Origin of the sequence: Paenibacillus sp. FSL H3-0286 (assembly GCF_045040705.1) — a bacterium.
GTDB lineage: Bacteria > Bacillota > Bacilli > Paenibacillales > Paenibacillaceae > Paenibacillus_AQ > Paenibacillus_AQ odorifer.
Window position 1 is genome coordinate 3,151,248 of record NZ_CP150285.1, and the last position, 15,670, is coordinate 3,166,917.

The window sequence follows — 15,670 nt, forward strand, 5'->3', positions numbered from 1 at the left end:
ATGGCTTTTCAACTATTATTGAATTTCATGATAGCATTCCTGTGGATGTTCCTGCACAATGACTGGACTGGGCCACGTTTCGTCATTGGTTTCTTGATCGGTATCCTCATTCTGCTCGGAATGCGACGTTTTTGGCCCAGATTATATCTAGGAAAAGTGTGGGCAATTATTAAGCTAATCCTGTTGCTGCTGCGGGAGCTGGTCGTTTCAAGTTATGTAGTGGTAAAAGCTGTTCTGAGACCGGAGCTTAATATACGTCCAGCAATCTTGAAATATACTACAGAGCTGAAATCGGATTGGGAAGTGGCTACGTTGATCACATTGCTCTGCCTTACTCCCGGATCTGTCGTACTTGAAGTATCGGATGATAACCGGACTTTGTATATTCATGCCATGGATGTTGAGGATCCCGCACAGTTCAGAGCGAATATCCGTGACACCTTTGAGCGTGCGATATTGGAGGTGACCCGTTAATGATCCATTTTATTCTTATGCTCTCGCTTACGATTATGGCGCTGGCGATTGGTGTATGTGCCTGGCGGTTGTTGAAGGGACCTTCTTTGCCCGACCGGGTAGCGGCACTGGATACGATTGGAATTAATCTGTTAGCCATGGTAGCCGTTCTTTCTGTTTTACTCCGAACGCAGGCTTTTATCGAAATTATTTTGTTAATAGGCATTCTTTCCTTTATCGGCACGACGGCATTTGCCAGATACATCGAAAGGGGAGTGGTGCTTGAACATGGAAATGATCAAGACAGTCGGTGAATTGCTGTTTGCCTTATTAATACTGATGGGGGCATTGCTTAGTGCTGTAAGTGCTTATGGTCTGATTCGGCTGCCTGATGTTTATCTGAGATCACATGCTGCTGCCAAAAGTGCCACCCTTGGTGTTTTATGTGTTCTGAGCGGGGCCTTTCTATATTTTGCATTTTTTCTAGATCATATAAGTGCTAAGCTGCTACTGGGGATTGTCTTTGTATTTATGACCTCACCTTTATCTGCGCATTTGACGGGCAGAGCTGCTTATCGCTCAGGGGTTCCCTTATGGAATCGCAGAATTCAAGATGATTTAAGAGAGGTACTGGAGAAAGAAAAAGCTGTAGCAGCATCCCCTGAACGGGATGTGCCTCAAGAATAAAATCCATGAAATGGTGATCTGCGATTTCGGATTACAACAATAAGTTTGGATCGCAATAGCTAAAAAGCAACAACCCTGCATGAAAACGCGGGGTTGTTGCTTTTTTAGATTAAAACTACTCTTTTTTGTTATCTTAACGAACTAATATTTTGCCTTCTCCAGCAAGGATGCGAAGTACTCTTGGGAGTCGATCACCATCATTCTCAGGGATGTCCAATTGAATGCCGTAGTGGAAACTGCCTTGTTGTTCTTTGTTCCATTTCAATATTCCTTCTATGTACATAGATTCATCCGTAAGATTCATTTCCATGCCAATGCGTACTAGGTTATTTTCTGGGTTGATATTGAGGGGTAACGATAAGTGGCAACCCGATCGACTGATGTCGAACAATACAGCCCTTACAGGCTTGGAAGGAACCTGGATTCCGTTAATAGTAAGAATATGAAGATCAAATGTTACAGGTTCTTTAAGGGTATATCGAAAAGGTTCGGTTCTGCGATTAGTGTTCATATGCTCCTCCATACTTTTCCATGTAATATAAATTATCGACATAAAAGTAGGATTAGTGAAGAGCTGATTCAATTTTTGATTTATTTCACTACTTGAGCAGTCTCGTAGGTAAGGCAGCGCAGACTTTGATCAGGATAACGCATTTCTGCCGTGTAGCTGCTGCCATCTTCCAGCATCATCTGAACAGCGACCATGCCGCGTTTATCATTGGTGTCAGTGTTGATCAGTGTTGCTGTAGCAATTTTCCGGCTTTCTTTTTGTTTATCTGTTAGGATAGTTATGGCCGCATTGATCCAACGGGCATCTTTATAGATAGTGCTGCCAGCAGAAGCGCTAATTGGTGTTCTTTTCAGAGCAATATTAATCGCGGTCGTATTCACTACCATACCGTTTATGGGATCAATTAGTACATCATATTCCCAGAATTCCTTACCTTGCCCTTCTAGCGTCTTGGCGTTATATGGACTGAAATGTACAGCCCATGTCCACGGCAGCGAGGTTCGGGTATCACTCAGAATAACCCGCATCTGCAGCTTGGCAATGTCCACATCGAATAATTTGCGAACGCTTGAAGCAGCCAGAATAACGGCATCAGTTTGACTCAGATCCCCTGCAGCAGGCGGTGTGACAGTGGTCCGTTTGGATTCAGAAGTCTCATGACCCGCCATGTCTATGAAATTGTTAATGGGTTGTATTTCTTTAGGACTTATCTGCGGTTGTAGATCGTCATTCACTGTGGAGGACACCGGCGTTGGTGCTTCCAACTTCATCCCTGGGGTTTTGGTGCTGGTTAAAGCTAAATGGGTGGTGTTTTGAATGACTGCACTGACGATTAGCAGACTCCCCGAGAACAGGAGTACAGCTAAAGTAGTGGGGAATTTTTTGTTATTCACTTGAATAACCTCCATTTGCTTCGGATGATGCTGAATCTTCCTAACCTTAAACTATAGATGTTATAGAGTAGGTGAACAGATGTTATGGAGTTGTAAAAAGATGCGGATACTTGTTCCTTGACCTAAAGTAGAATTGAGTGAAATTCTAGTTTGATGCGCATCTGCGATTTGCTTGCATAAAGATAAACCAAGACCCGCACCCCCGTATTCGCGTGTGCGCGATTTTTCACCTCGATAAAAGGGTTCAAAAACACGCGCGCTCTGTTCCGGTGTCATCCCAAATCCCGAATCGCATACTTCCAATATGGCTTCATTTTGCAATGCATAGGCAAGCAAGCGGATGGTGCTCCCTTGCGGAGATGCATGAATGGAGTTTTCGACAAGGTTAACCAAGAAGGAAGTTAGCAGATCATGATCACCCCAAACCGCAGGGATGGAATAATCCATTTCTAGTTTGATGCCTGCTTCGTCCAATTTAAGCTGCTCAATCTGTTTAACCGATTTGAACAAATCTGATATGTCTACTTGTTTCAGAGTCAGAGGATGATGCCGTAGGACGGACAAATCCAGCAGTTTGAAGGCTAAATTCTTCAGGCGTAAGGTTTCACTAAGGATATATTGACCAGCCATCTGCTGTTCTTCCTGGCCTATATTCGCGGAAGTCAGAAATTCAGCAAATCCCTGCATACTGGTTAAAGGTGTGCGTAGTTCGTGGGCGAGGTTATCGACCATTCTCTGCTTTTCATCGGCCATATTAGACAGTTCGATCACGTGCTGTTCCACTGCGTTTGCCATTCGGTTAAAGTTCAGGGCTAACTCACCAAATTCATCTTTACTGCGCAACTGCACGCGCTCGGTATATTTGCCTTCAGCGATCGTTTTTGTAGTCTTTGAAAGCTGTTTAAGTGGTTTGGTCAACTGCCGGATCAGCAAGTAGAGTAATAGGAGCAGAATTGGACCGATAATCCAGTTAATCATTACAAAAAAACGGTTCAGCTCATGCTGCTTAGCATACAGGTCACTGATATCACGTTGGTAAACGATCGTCAAAGCTTGATAGGGAGCAGGGAGCTCAGTAGAGAGTTGAATAGAATGTGACTCCGGTGTTGTGACTGATGGGACTCCGGCATTCGGATAAACCAGCTGGTCATTCTCCCAGAGCTGTAGTCCGATTCCCTGCTTATGATAAAATTCACCATAGGATTGAGCCACACTTGAGATTAAAGTAGAGGTAAGTGTGGCCCCACGGGTCTGAATCGATTCAAGATTTTCATAAATGTTGTTTGCAATTAATAGCTGTTCGCTTGAAGCACGCTGCATTTCGCTGTCCATGTTCAGCTGCCAGCTTTTTTTCATAATCATGATTACACTTACATCTAGGGCGACGATGAAGAAGGCGAGGACTGACAGCAGAATTTTATGCCAGAATCTCATACTAGACCTGAACTTCCAAGCGGTAACCAAGCTTAAATACGGTTTTAATTCGTTCTTCCCAGCCTAGTTTTTTGCGCAGCTGCCTGATGTGAACATCTACAGTACGGGTATCTCCTTCAAAATCATAGCCCCAGGCTAATTCCAGCAACTTTTCCCTGGATAAAGCAATATTTCTGTTACGGATAAGGACCTCAAGCAGCTCAAATTCCCTAGCGGTTAAATCTACGGGTATCTGATCCACCATCACAAGCCTCTCAAGATAACGTACCTCAACGTTTTCACAGAGAAAATTGGAAATGCCTTTTTCGCTCCTGCGTAACACCACATTGATTCTTGCCAACAATTCAAGGATTTCAAAAGGTTTAATGATATAATCATCGGCGCCCAGCTCAAAGCCTTTGATGCGATCAGCCAGTGAATCTTTTGCGGTGATCAGAATCACCGGAATTTGTAAGTGAGCAATCCGCTGCATGATCTCAAAACCATCCAGTTCGGGCAGCATTATATCGAGCAGAATTAAATCGGCCTTTTCACGTTCCAGCAGTTCAATAACCTCCAGCCCGCGATAAGCCTTGCTATAGGTATGTCCGACTAATTTTAGATTCATAGTAATTAAGTCACTGATTGCACGTTCATCTTCTACGACTATGATATGGCCCATAGTTCATTGTTCCCTCCTAAGCTAGCAAATCACTTCCTAATGCTAATAAACTATAAACAACTTATTACAGAATTGTCCAGTGCAGGTATGAAAAAGCATCTAGTTCTTCCTAATTTGGTTTGTTGATACAGCTCAAAAAGGACTGAAAAAGAGAGCTGAAGCAGTCTCTTAATCAATCCTGAAAAACATCATTATAAACCTTCGCAACTCTTGATTAATTGGAAATTCCATCTGTTGTTGACTTAGACAAGTGGGCATCAGGGGCAATAAATTCGTGAACGATTTGACGAAAATACTCGTGATTATCATAGCTGTTGTACATACGCCAGGCCACTGTTTGGGAGTTGCCGAAAAATAACCGCTCGAACTGGGTTTGACGACCTCCGAATGCACCCGCTCCTAGTTCCCAAGCCAGCCGGAATAAGGCATTTCGATACCACGCATCCGAGACATTTCCCTTCAAATACTCATAAAGATACGAACCAGCGCTTGATGTAAAGTCGGCTTCAGAGGGGATCATGATGAGACCGCTTGAACTGAGGTTTTGAACCATTTCAACCATCTCTGGATAAAACTCTGAAAAGTGAATGGTTGAAGCCAACAGTGGCCCTTTATCTGGAACGAGATATCCAAATTTGTCGAGCGAAGCCCCTATTTCCGCTGCAAGTCTTAAGGCTTTGAAAGTTTCTAAATATGCTAATATTCTGGAAATAGGCAAAATCGTGTAGGACTCAAGGACAGCGTTTTGTTCTTCAGCCAAAGACTCTAGCATACCAAGAAAAAACTCGGTTTTTGCAATATAGCGGGTGACAATTTGGTGGGCCATATGCGTATGAAAGTTACTCTCGCCGAATAATCGGGAACAGTACCTCTCATCGCCATAATAAAATATACGAACATGAGGGATAAGTACACGGTCAAAGATAACAAGGGTATCCATTTCTTCATATCTTGAACTTAACGGATGGTCGTAAGTAGATGAGGCAGCGTAGCTTTCACGGCAAAAAAAAGTCATTCCCGGCAGATCATTAGGCACCGCAAAGGCAAACGCAAAGGGATTATCATCATCCACAAGTGAGGGTGAGGGAGTCGGGAATACAAGCATTTCATCGCAGGTAGCTCCCTGTGTTGCCATCATAAAAGCACCGGTAACAATCATCCCCTCATCATTGATTTCTACGACTTTAGCAGCGATAGAATCCTCTGTAGCATCAATCTGGCCGGATATTTTGCTGGCTTGAGGCTGGATGAAAGCATGGGATAAGGTAATATCATGATCTCGACAGTAGGCATAGTATTTTCTGAGGTTCTCAGCATATTTCGGATTATGATCCTCAAGGATATCAGCAGCTGTGAACAGAGACATGATGGCCGTATTCATATAATCGGGGGAACGTCCTAAAAATCCGTGGTGTCTGTTGGACCAGAGTTCAATCATTTTTCTCCGGCGTTCTAAATCTTCAGCATTTTTGGGTGGAAGAAAAGATAAACCAACCGGATCTCCAGTATCAGGTGAAGGATAGGTCATCTGCGCCAAATAACGTTCATCACACTGCATGTTATACATTTCGGCTTGTGTTTGTATGAGACCTTGAAAGGCAGGGTGTTTGGATAAAGGACCTTCAACACGTGTTCCTTTGTACCAGATATTGATCTTTTGCCGGTCGATTCGTTCGATGTATTGATTACCTGTTTTTATAGGCATAGGTTCCACCTCTTTGAAGTCATCTTTGACTAATAAAGCCGTATTATTGCTATTAATGTACGTAATCATGAATCTCCGTGTACATTGTCCATAAACCGTGGTGAGCTGGGAGTTTAGGGTTGACATAAACGATGCTGACTTGTATATTTTGGATATTGGATTACAAGTGTAGTCATACGGAGAAAAGAAAGGCGGATAGAATGATGTCTACGGAAACTCCAAAGATCTCGGATGCCGAGTGGGAAGTGATGAAGGTGCTGTGGGCAAGTGCCCCACGCACTGCAGGTGAGATTGTTGAAGCACTAGAAGGCAACAGGGACTGGAACCCAAAGACGGTACGGACGTTGATTAAGCGTCTGACAGAGAAACGGGCTATTGGTTATAACCAGACAGGTAGGGTGTATTCCTATTATCCGCTGGTGCGGGAAGAGGAATGTGTCCAATCGGAGACAAGATCCTTTCTGAAGCGGATCTACGGTGGAACTCTGCGCCCGATGTTGGTCAATTTTTTGCAGGATGAAAAGTTGTCCCGGGAAGATATTGAAGAACTGAAGAGAATTTTGGATGAACGAAAGGACTGAGCCTCTTGCTGGAAGCTGCATACAATCTGTTCGTCAAGGTATTGTCGCTGTCTGCCATGGCGAGCGTGCTGGCTCTGCTGATCTTATTGACCCGCTTCCTGTTCAAGGATCGTCTGAAACCTACTTGGACGTATCTTCTGTGGATACCATTGATCGTGAGGCTGGCTATACCTTGGGCACCTGAAAGCACATTTAGTATTTTTAATCTGTTGCCGCTGGAGAAAGAAGCGGCGCAGAGTTCCTTTATTCCGTCAGCGCAATCGGAAGTTGGCTTTACTTATGTACCAGAGTTGACCGGAGGGGAAGAGGAACCGGCGTCAGTTACTGGAATTGAAGAAACTGGACCTTTGCCGGGAGAATCGACATCGGATGATGTGGCACAAGTCAATCCGCAAATAGACAGTTCTTCCGGGGCGACCGATTCAGGATGGGAGCTGATACATGTACTGGTTTTGGTGTGGTTTGGTGGAGCGGCGGTGGTGCTGGGCTTGTCGGTTCGAGCGCAACTGCGATTTACCGCACGGGTTCGACAGGAAACGGAGATCCATTCCTCACAAATCCAACGGTTGTTCGAATCCTGTAAGCAGGAGATGCAGGTGCGTCGCCCAGTCAAGCTGATCGGGACGAAGCAGATTGCCGTACCGACACTACTTGGCGTTATGCGGCCCAAGTTGCTGCTGCCCACCTCTACTTTACACACTCTGGAGACGAACGGACTCCGTCATATATTCCTTCATGAGCTGGCACATGTGAAGCGCCATGACATTTTGCTAAATCTGCTGACAGGTCTGCTGCTGGCCATGCATTGGTTTAATCCTCTGTTGTGGTATGCCGTACGCCAAATGAAAGAGGATCAAGAGGTTGCCTGTGATGCTCTGGCCTTGAAGCATCTTGAACCAGCTTGCCACAGAAGTTATGCCTTGACACTTCTCGAATTGTTAGAAACCTTACCCGATCCGATCCGGTTGGCAGGTACAGCTGGCATTTCGAGCAGCAAAAAGGAAATGGAAAGAAGGATTATTATGATCACCAGGCACAAAAAATTTACGGCAAAAAGCTCACTGCTGGGCCTAGCTGTAATTATGATCTTAAGTGGCTGTACCCTTACAGGAGCAAAGCTAAATTCTGCATCAGCTCCGGCAATGAGCGCTCCTGCTACTTTTCAGGCAGAAGTGCAGGATAAAAATACAACGGCTTCCAGTGTTAAAGGCACTTTATTGGCGGAAAAAAACGGAATCACGGTATCTGCTAATCCCACTGGGGAGAATACACTTTTGCATAAAGTCACGGTAGATGTGCGTGGTGAAGTAAGCCGTACGTTCTTGTGGAATGCAGGAGAAGATAAAACTCGGCCTCCATTGATTGAAGAAGCAGATGTGAACGGAGATGGAACTAAAGAAATTTTCATACGCATTACGACCGGCACGGGTACTGGACTTTCTATGAGTGAGATTCATGTGCTCCAGCCTGCTAGCTTGGAAGAGCTTGTGGTCGAAGATCCGATCGAAACGTTGAATCAGAAGCTGAAATCATCCATTACACATCGAAATAACCACACTTATGTATCTGCTGAACTGGACGGAAAGCATTTGACCAAAGTGTATGATTACACGGAGGGAGCTTGGGGAGAGAAGGTCGGATTTGGCTCTATAGTTTCATACGAACTGATAGATGACCAAATTGTAGCCCATATGTCCGGTGCGGCGTCTATGTCTGAGTTTCCGCTCGAAGTTATTGCCGTTTACGGGAAGAATCTGACCATTGAGAGCGCACAGATGTACTATGGATCGTTTATATCTCCACCACTCAGTGAACAGGATATCAAGTCCATGATGGAAAAACAGCTTCCGGCAAGTGGTTGGACCTTTAGCAAAGACGGAGATCAGTATAGGGTGGATATAGATCCACTGAATGGCGTAGGGGAAGGCAATAGCTATAAAATAAATCCGCTTACCGGAACGGTTCATGACGTAACTTCTGGCAGTCCACTGAGAAGTCTTGTAAACCGAGAAGCGATAGATCTGTGGAACATCTCTAACGGTACAGAATACCAGAAGGAACTGTATAAGTTACTCCAACCTATCTTTGATACAGAGGGTTTCAAGCCAACAGATACGGACTGGATTTCAGGCTTTATCGGGGATGGTTATTTGTTCAGTGATGTTAGGCAAGGAAGCAGGGAATTCACGATTAAAGTAGACGTCTTTACTGGTCAGTGGGAGGAAATTCCTGACCCGTATCAATAGTTAAGTTTCAAGGTCTGTACCGTATTATTGAAGAGACCATTACTAGCGAATTGAAACTAAAAGCAGCCAGTACGTGCCGATAGATTATCGGCATGCACTGGCTGCTTAATTTTTCTAGAAGGGAGGACAGTCTTACGACTGTGTAAATTACGGATGACTAAAGGACTATTCGACCTGGAACTGGTTTAATTCGTCCTGAAGCTTTTTGGACAACTGATTGAGCTGCATGGACAGTTCGGCAACCTGTTCAATGCTGTCCAATTGTTCTTGCGTACTTGCGCTAACTTCTTCCGTTGAAGCGGAATTCTCTTCTGTAGTTGAAGAAATGATTTCGAGTGCCTGTAGGATTTCATCTTTGTGTTTATGGACTTTGGAGGTGTTGCTGCTGATTTGAATCATACGTAATCTTAAAGCCTCCAAATCGCTGTTGATGCTAAAGAATACCTGTTTCGTAGCCTGCACGGATTTTGCATTTTCTTCGGCAATTTCAAGTCCTTGGGCTGTGTATTCCACAGATGCTCTAGTTTTCTCTTCGATTTCATGAACCTTTCTGCCAATCTCCTGTGTAGCCTGTGCAGTCTGCTCCGCCAACTTGCGAACCTCTCCGGCAACAACGGCAAATCCGCGTCCCTGTTCTCCCGCACGTGCTGCTTCTATGGAAGCATTTAGTGCCAGCAGATTGGTTTGCGTAGCGATTTGATGTACCGTGTCCACGATGCTCGAAATTTCATGACGGCTTTGATCAATATCATGGATGGCAGACGATATCGAATGAGTGGAGTTATGATTTTCTTCTGCCCATTTTGATAACTGATCTAATACACCCAACCCCAGTTCGCTCTGGTCGGCAGAAGCCTGCACCATCGTCTCTATGGCTATGGCATCATTAGCGATTTCGTCAATTTGACCAGATAATGATCCGGTTTTTTGCAAAATCGTATCCGTTTCGATCGACTGATAGTTGGTTGCATTCGCAATCTCATTAATGGCTGTGGCTGTATCGTTCATCGTTATAGCTGTGCGGGAAGAAATAGATTGCAGATCCTTTGAGGACTGGTTTAATACCTGAGCGGAGGTACCCACTATTTGGAGCATCCCTTGAATTTTCTGGACCATGTTGAATATTCCGTTGGAGATTTGTCCAATTTCGTTGTTGGAATAGGCATCAAATTGAACCGTCAAATCCCCATTTTCCACCCGTTTGATTTTGGTAAGCAGCTTCGGTATGGATCTGAGCAGATAACGGAGTGTGATATACGAAAATAGAACGAGCAGAATCGCCGCTGCAACAAACCCGCCAATCGTAATCCAGGTGAACTTTTTTAATTCGGAAAGCACTTCCCGCTCTGAAATAGTTAAACCTACGGACCAGCCGGTATCTTTACTTGTAGCATAGCCGATGTAACGGCGTTCTCCGTTGTCATTAATCAGATGTACGCCGGATTCACCAGCGATCATTTTCTTGCCGATTCCCCCAAGATCACCTGGCAGCTCATTAATCTTTTCCTTTGTGACCTTAGACTGGTCTGGGTGATACAGAATATCACCTGTTTTGGAGGCGAGAATGGAATAACCTGTGCTGCCTAGCTTATAGCTTTCCATTATCTCAGGGATATTTTTAGACGCTATATCAACCGCGACAAAACCGATTAATGTATTGTTGTCATTTTTTATCGGATAGAAAATACCCATCAGCATATCACCTGTAGTGATGTCAATATAAGGATCGGAGTAGTACAGGCCGTCTGCTTCGACTGCTGGCTTATAATACGGCCGTTCTTTAATGTTAAAAGCAGCATCTGATGTCGTACCATTGTTGAGGATATAAAAACCTTTGCCGGCAGTACTCGCAATCCATGCATCTGCAAAAGTGGGTTCCACCTTTACTATGTCAGCTAGTGTCTTTGCTACTTCAGCGGCATGCGGAGAAGTCTTGGCCATTTCAGGAGCTTCGGTGGTTTCGATGTATTGTTTGAATAAGTTATTCGTTGACATTTGCTTGACCAGTGAACCCTTTTCCTTAAATAGTGCATCAAATTGACTGACAAGTGCCTGTGTTTTGGTCTGAAGCATAGATTCTTGTTGTTTCACAAGTATGCTGCGAGTGCTGGAAAACATAAAGGTTCCCAAGATTGAGAAGACGACAACAATAATAACTAAAAGTACAATGGACAAAGTATTTGCTATGCTTGATGAACCAAACCGCCTTTTTTTTAGTTGTTGTAACATGCTACCATCTCCCCCAAGTTGTCTCTGAGCAAATAGCTCATAAGAACATATCGGAAGATAGTGAGATTTTCGAAATAGTAATTTTGAGAATGAAAAAATTAAATTAAAATGGATGATGCACAGAATAAATCCTTGACTGGTGCGGGATTTCAAGATGGTGGGGGGAGAGGGAGATCTTAACAATTAGCCTGTAGCTTGGCACATTGCATCTACTGATTAAAGGCGAACTGTTGTTTTTTTAGGTGATGCTTAACTGCCTTTATCAGACTTCTTGTTTGTAGATTGCTTCCAGCTCTTGCGGTTGATAATGATTATCAATTATACTTCCGATAGGAAGGAGGCGAGTAAAGATTTTAAATGCTGATGATAATTTGATGCTCTGGGATTATGCACATATCCGGCTGATTGATATTCGCCATATGTTGTTTAAGGCAGGAGACAAGCTGAACTCCTATAGGTTCCCGGCTGCAGGTTTTTTATATATGGTTCGCGGCAACGTGGTTTTTCGGCTCAATGGAAATAAACATGCTGCAGAACGTTTTCATATCCTACACAGCGGAAAAGGAGGGCAACTGGATATTGATTGGGTCAGGGAGGAAATGGAGTTTTATTTTATTTTCTATAAAGCCTCACTTTCGCTAACGTCCGGATCAGGTGTACGTAGACTTTTTGAAAGAAACAGTCCTTTTCAAAAACAATATGAATTTGCTCCGAATGCTCCAGTGGCTTTGCTGTCACAAGTAAAGGAGATGCACCGGAAATGGCTGGACTCAAGTTCACTTGAACGGATTCAGATCAAAGCAATGCTTTATCAATTTGTCTACGAAGTTGAGCGGCAGAGACAGGCATATGGAGTCTATTCCGTCAAGCCGGATCTGGTGGAGCAAGCAGTTCGATACATACGAGAATATTACAGTCAGCCTATTACCTTATCCTCTATTGCAGAGCAGCTTAATTATAGTGTGGCCTATGTGGCGAAGCAGTTTAAAAGCAAGACGGGTACCAGTCTGATTGATTTTCTTATTCGGACGCGAATAGATAAGGCGCAGGAACTGATGCTAAATACCGATGCATCATTACAGGAGGTTGCCGCCGGAGTGGGGTACACGGACCTGTCCTATTTCATCCGTATTTTCAAGAAAACAACCGGTGTGACTCCGGGTAATTTTAAGTCATTGGCCCTAGGCTCTGCCAAAGGATCAGATCGTCCTAAAATCAGGCTAAGATTGTCTAATGCAGGATGGGCTGAGCCAAGTTATATTGTTAATGATCATGATAATCATTATCAATATAGAAGAAAAGGGGATTTACCGATGGTTAGAAATACAAAAATGTCAATGGGAGCAGCGATGCTGTTATGTCTGGTTTTAATGCTTAGTGCTTGTTCTTCAGGGAACAGTCCTGTTAATTCTGTGAATGCTGGCCCTAGTCCGGTATCCTCTGTGCAAACAGAGACAAGTCCACCGGACTCAGCCACCAATTTAAAATCTACAAGAGTATATAAAGACAGTCAGGGGCATGAGGTTGATATTCCAGAGCGTCCACAGCGGATTGTGCTGCAAGGTAATTCGATCGGAGACCTGCTGGCACTCGGGATTCAGCCGGTCGGTGTCGACCGCCGGTTTATTGAAGAATCAGTCTATTTGGATAAGGAGACAACCCCGGCACAGGATATTGGATTTCCTACAAATCTGGAACTTGTTTTGGATCTGGAACCGGATTTGACAATGCTGGGTTATGTGATGGACAAACAATATGAAGAAGTGTCCAAAATATCACCTACTGTTGTATTTGACCAGAGTAAACCCTTGTCTGAGCGTCTGCCTGTCATTGGTGAGATAGTGGGTAAAAAGGCTGAAGCAGAGCAACTGTTGTCCGAATATAATCGCAAGGCCGAGAATATGTGGAGCGGATTGCGTCAGGAAGGCAAACTTGCCGAAGGAGAAACAGCGGTAGTGCTGATTTATTATTGGAACAAGACAATGTATTTGATGAAAACTGGTGGTATTCCTGCACTGCTGTATCAGCCGCAGGGCTACAAAATGTCCGAGGCAGTGAAGGAAATCGAGCCGGCAGAAGGTGCACCCTATATTGAGGTCTCCCCTGAGCTAATGCATAAGATGCTTATTGGTGACCATTTGTTTGTCATCTATCCGGCCAATGCTGATGCGGAAAATTCCTTTAATGAGTTAATGAAAACTGCGTTGTGGAGCTCGCTCCCTGCTGTAAAGAGCGGAAAAGTTACTTTTGTGGAGACTAAATGGAATTATGACGATATGTTGACCAGCAGCATGCTGCTGGATGAGTTCCCTAAACTGCTGGCTAAATAAATGAGATCTCAGGTTAATCCGCAACAAAGAAGCAGAGGAGGAACTCGCTGCTTCTTTATTTTGTTTATAAAGTAAAGAGGGTTGAATATAGAATAGTAATCGGTCATTGTTTTTTGTTGATTAGCTAGACTCCAAGAGTAGCATCGATTAATCTGAAGAAGTGGAATGCGGGTTATGATTGAATCGTCGACATAGATAAACGGAGGCTGACTATGACTTACTCACAGATCTGGAACAACTCAGGAAATGAAGCCGATATTCTTTATTTGGAGCAGCAGATTAAGGCCGTTAAAAAAGAAATAAAACGAGCAGAAGCTGCAAAGCTTCAAGAAATATTGGATCAAGCGAATTGTAAGCTGGCTGAATTGGAAGCGAAGCTGGACGAGCTTGAGGATTAGGAGCTCGCCGCCCTTTTGTACCGTTTGAACTTTATGTTTCTGAATTTGCACCGGTGTCTATATAGTTTTATAATTGTAGTTTACTTAATCGTATTACTGGGAGGAATGGGGAAATGGATAAAAATAGAAAATATATGCTTGTCGGTGCGCTTCTGACAGGGGTAGGTGTCTCTTTGATGGCCTATACAGCAAGCCGCTATACTTCGTTTAAACGAATCGTAGCCAATACCATCCGTTTGGAAGAAATCGCCTCTCTAGAAATCTCGCGATTGTCTTCAGTTCCCGGTGAAAAGAAAGACATCATTATAACTGATCCTGCTGTTATTGAGCGGATTTTTGCTGATTTCTCTCATGTTCAATTAATGAAATCGGCCCGAAATGTCAGTTCTGACAAAAACTTTAGCTATTATATTACGATAGTTCAGGCTGACTGCAAGCAACGATTTGATATTATTTTAAAAAGCAGACAGCATATGATCATTTATGATAATGATTTAAGCAATCCTCACTTGAATGCCTATAAAATTATCAGCCCTTATTATCCGCAAGCACTGGAACAGGTTTTTGACTGATTATATAGAGGTGCGCAATGAAGTAATATCATAGCCCATTTCCTGCATAGCATCCAATCCATTTATGATCTCTATTGTCCGGGTGCCGTCCCAGCCTTTAGCCGTTCCATATTCGATCCATTCGCGGATACGCTGTGGATGATTTAGATTATAGACATCTTCAAAACCCTTTTTATGGTTTTGCAGCAGATAGCCTGTATTTAGCGGACAACCGGCAATAGGATCATCCCATGTTAGGAGTTGGATGCGGAGGGGGTGGAGCTTTACATTTTTATGATAAATCTTTAATTCAAGCAGACTCCGTTCGTCATGGATTCTCATGCCCAATATATAGCTGTATTCCAGTTCCCTGAGCGTGATAGAACGCAGCTTTTTTTTCATGAAAATCGCCTCTCATCCTAATAATTTTGTTATCATAGCAAGCATAGGGATATTTTTCAAGCAATCAACAGGAAGGATGTTTATATGAAGTATGAATTTGGGGTCATGGCATCCATTACAGAATTGGTGGAGTACCCGGATGAGCAGAGTGATACCTATATTCCGCACCCGAATTTTCAGATCATCATGGATCAATTGGGTATTACAGTACCCGTTGCGGAGATTTATGAACATTTTTTTGCCAACCCTGTTCACACCGGACATGTGCTCGTTTACAGCAATCCAGAGCAACCAAACGCTTGTATTGTCCTCGACACTTACCGTGATCCGCTGGACCAGCTAGACATGATTTATTTCGGATGGCGCTGTTCGTCCGAGAAAGACAATATCCGTGAGCTGTCCCGGCGTTTTTATGATGAATGTGAATTTGCGGTCCGTTATGAAGAAGGTCAATCCGTGCTTTACAAGGTGTTGAAGGAGGATACCTATCCGCGAAAATTTTACTATAATACCGTGTTTGAGCAGCAGTTGAAACGATACCCGGCAAAATAGGCGCTAGAAATACATAACCGAATCACTTAGCACAAAA

Annotated in this window: 16 protein-coding genes; 9 read left to right on the top strand and 7 right to left on the bottom strand. The window is 43.7% G+C overall.

The genetic code is table 11. The features are described 5' to 3' along the window. From MHB37_RS14140 to mnhG, 3 genes are read left to right on the top strand one after another with little or no spacing between them, the layout of a single operon-like run. Window positions 1–474, top strand: coding sequence for a Na+/H+ antiporter subunit E (locus tag MHB37_RS14140; protein ID WP_076126047.1), 474 nt, complete (start codon window positions 1–3; stop codon window positions 472–474). Continuing rightward, complete coding sequence (locus MHB37_RS14145) at window positions 474–767, top strand: Na(+)/H(+) antiporter subunit F1 (protein WP_036686407.1); 294 nt, start codon at window positions 474–476, stop codon at window positions 765–767. Before MHB37_RS14140 ends, MHB37_RS14145 begins: the two co-directional genes overlap by 1 nt. Further along, the gene (gene mnhG, locus MHB37_RS14150) at window positions 742–1,140 is read left to right on the top strand and encodes a monovalent cation/H(+) antiporter subunit G (protein ID WP_076126049.1); all 399 of its coding nucleotides are present in this window, start codon (window positions 742–744) and stop codon (window positions 1,138–1,140) included. Before MHB37_RS14145 ends, mnhG begins: the two co-directional genes overlap by 26 nt. 133 nt (window positions 1,141–1,273) lie before the next feature. Here mnhG and MHB37_RS14155 read toward each other — a convergent pair whose 3' ends face one another. The 5 genes from MHB37_RS14155 to MHB37_RS14175 all read right to left on the bottom strand — a co-directional run bounded on the left by MHB37_RS14155 (window position 1,274) and on the right by MHB37_RS14175 (window position 6,344). Then, complete coding sequence (locus MHB37_RS14155) at window positions 1,274–1,651, bottom strand: PilZ domain-containing protein (protein ID WP_076126051.1); 378 nt, start codon at window positions 1,649–1,651, stop codon at window positions 1,274–1,276. An 80-nt stretch (window positions 1,652–1,731) separates the two neighbouring features. Next, window positions 1,732–2,544 carry a hypothetical protein gene (locus MHB37_RS14160; RefSeq protein WP_405169516.1) on the bottom strand — a complete coding sequence of 271 codons (813 nt, stop codon included), beginning with the start codon at window positions 2,542–2,544 and terminating at the stop codon, window positions 1,732–1,734. A gap of 60 nt (window positions 2,545–2,604) precedes the next feature. Continuing rightward, entirely contained in the window at window positions 2,605–3,978 is a 1,374-nt protein-coding gene (locus tag MHB37_RS14165) for an ATP-binding protein (RefSeq protein ID WP_405169517.1), read from the bottom strand. Window position 3,979: 1 nt separating this feature from the next. Further along, window positions 3,980–4,639 (bottom strand): response regulator transcription factor, encoded by a 660-nt coding sequence (locus MHB37_RS14170; protein WP_076135640.1) that lies wholly within the window; start codon window positions 4,637–4,639, stop codon window positions 3,980–3,982. A gap of 214 nt (window positions 4,640–4,853) precedes the next feature. Next, window positions 4,854–6,344: a 4-hydroxyphenylacetate 3-hydroxylase family protein gene (locus tag MHB37_RS14175; protein WP_405169518.1), complete on the bottom strand. Its 1,491-nt coding sequence runs from the start codon at window positions 6,342–6,344 to the stop codon at window positions 4,854–4,856. Window positions 6,345–6,547: 203 nt separating this feature from the next. Here MHB37_RS14175 and MHB37_RS14180 point away from each other — a divergent pair, with 203 nt between their 5' ends. Together MHB37_RS14180 and MHB37_RS14185 are read left to right on the top strand one after the other, a co-directional pair. Then, window positions 6,548–6,925 carry a BlaI/MecI/CopY family transcriptional regulator gene (locus MHB37_RS14180; protein ID WP_076189933.1) on the top strand — a complete coding sequence of 126 codons (378 nt, stop codon included), beginning with the start codon at window positions 6,548–6,550 and terminating at the stop codon, window positions 6,923–6,925. 5 nt (window positions 6,926–6,930) lie between these two features. After that, window positions 6,931–9,171, top strand: a complete 2,241-nt coding sequence (locus tag MHB37_RS14185) for a M56 family metallopeptidase (RefSeq protein WP_280752808.1) — start codon at window positions 6,931–6,933, stop codon at window positions 9,169–9,171. Between the two features lie 165 nt (window positions 9,172–9,336). On the opposite strand, the gene MHB37_RS14190 is transcribed toward MHB37_RS14185, so the two are convergent. Continuing rightward, window positions 9,337–11,400: a methyl-accepting chemotaxis protein gene (locus MHB37_RS14190; protein ID WP_405169519.1), complete on the bottom strand. Its 2,064-nt coding sequence runs from the start codon at window positions 11,398–11,400 to the stop codon at window positions 9,337–9,339. Window positions 11,401–11,774: 374 nt separating this feature from the next. Between MHB37_RS14190 and MHB37_RS14195 the strand changes: the two genes are divergently transcribed. The 3 genes from MHB37_RS14195 to MHB37_RS14205 all read left to right on the top strand — a co-directional run bounded on the left by MHB37_RS14195 (window position 11,775) and on the right by MHB37_RS14205 (window position 14,700). Beyond that, on the top strand, window positions 11,775–13,730 hold the full coding sequence (locus tag MHB37_RS14195; protein WP_341144221.1) for an AraC family transcriptional regulator: 1,956 nt from the start codon (window positions 11,775–11,777) through the stop codon (window positions 13,728–13,730). Between the two features lie 212 nt (window positions 13,731–13,942). Continuing rightward, window positions 13,943–14,128, top strand: coding sequence for a hypothetical protein (locus MHB37_RS14200; RefSeq protein WP_076280764.1), 186 nt, complete (start codon window positions 13,943–13,945; stop codon window positions 14,126–14,128). Between the two features lie 113 nt (window positions 14,129–14,241). Beyond that, window positions 14,242–14,700, top strand: coding sequence for a hypothetical protein (locus MHB37_RS14205; RefSeq protein WP_076126068.1), 459 nt, complete (start codon window positions 14,242–14,244; stop codon window positions 14,698–14,700). Here the strand turns inward: MHB37_RS14205 and MHB37_RS14210 are convergent, their stop codons facing one another. Next, window positions 14,701–15,081, bottom strand: a complete 381-nt coding sequence (locus tag MHB37_RS14210) for a hypothetical protein (RefSeq protein WP_076126069.1) — start codon at window positions 15,079–15,081, stop codon at window positions 14,701–14,703. Window positions 15,082–15,165: 84 nt separating this feature from the next. Between MHB37_RS14210 and MHB37_RS14215 the strand changes: the two genes are divergently transcribed. Further along, entirely contained in the window at window positions 15,166–15,633 is a 468-nt protein-coding gene (locus MHB37_RS14215) for a hypothetical protein (protein WP_076126071.1), read from the top strand. The last annotated feature ends 37 nt before the right edge of the window (window positions 15,634–15,670 follow it).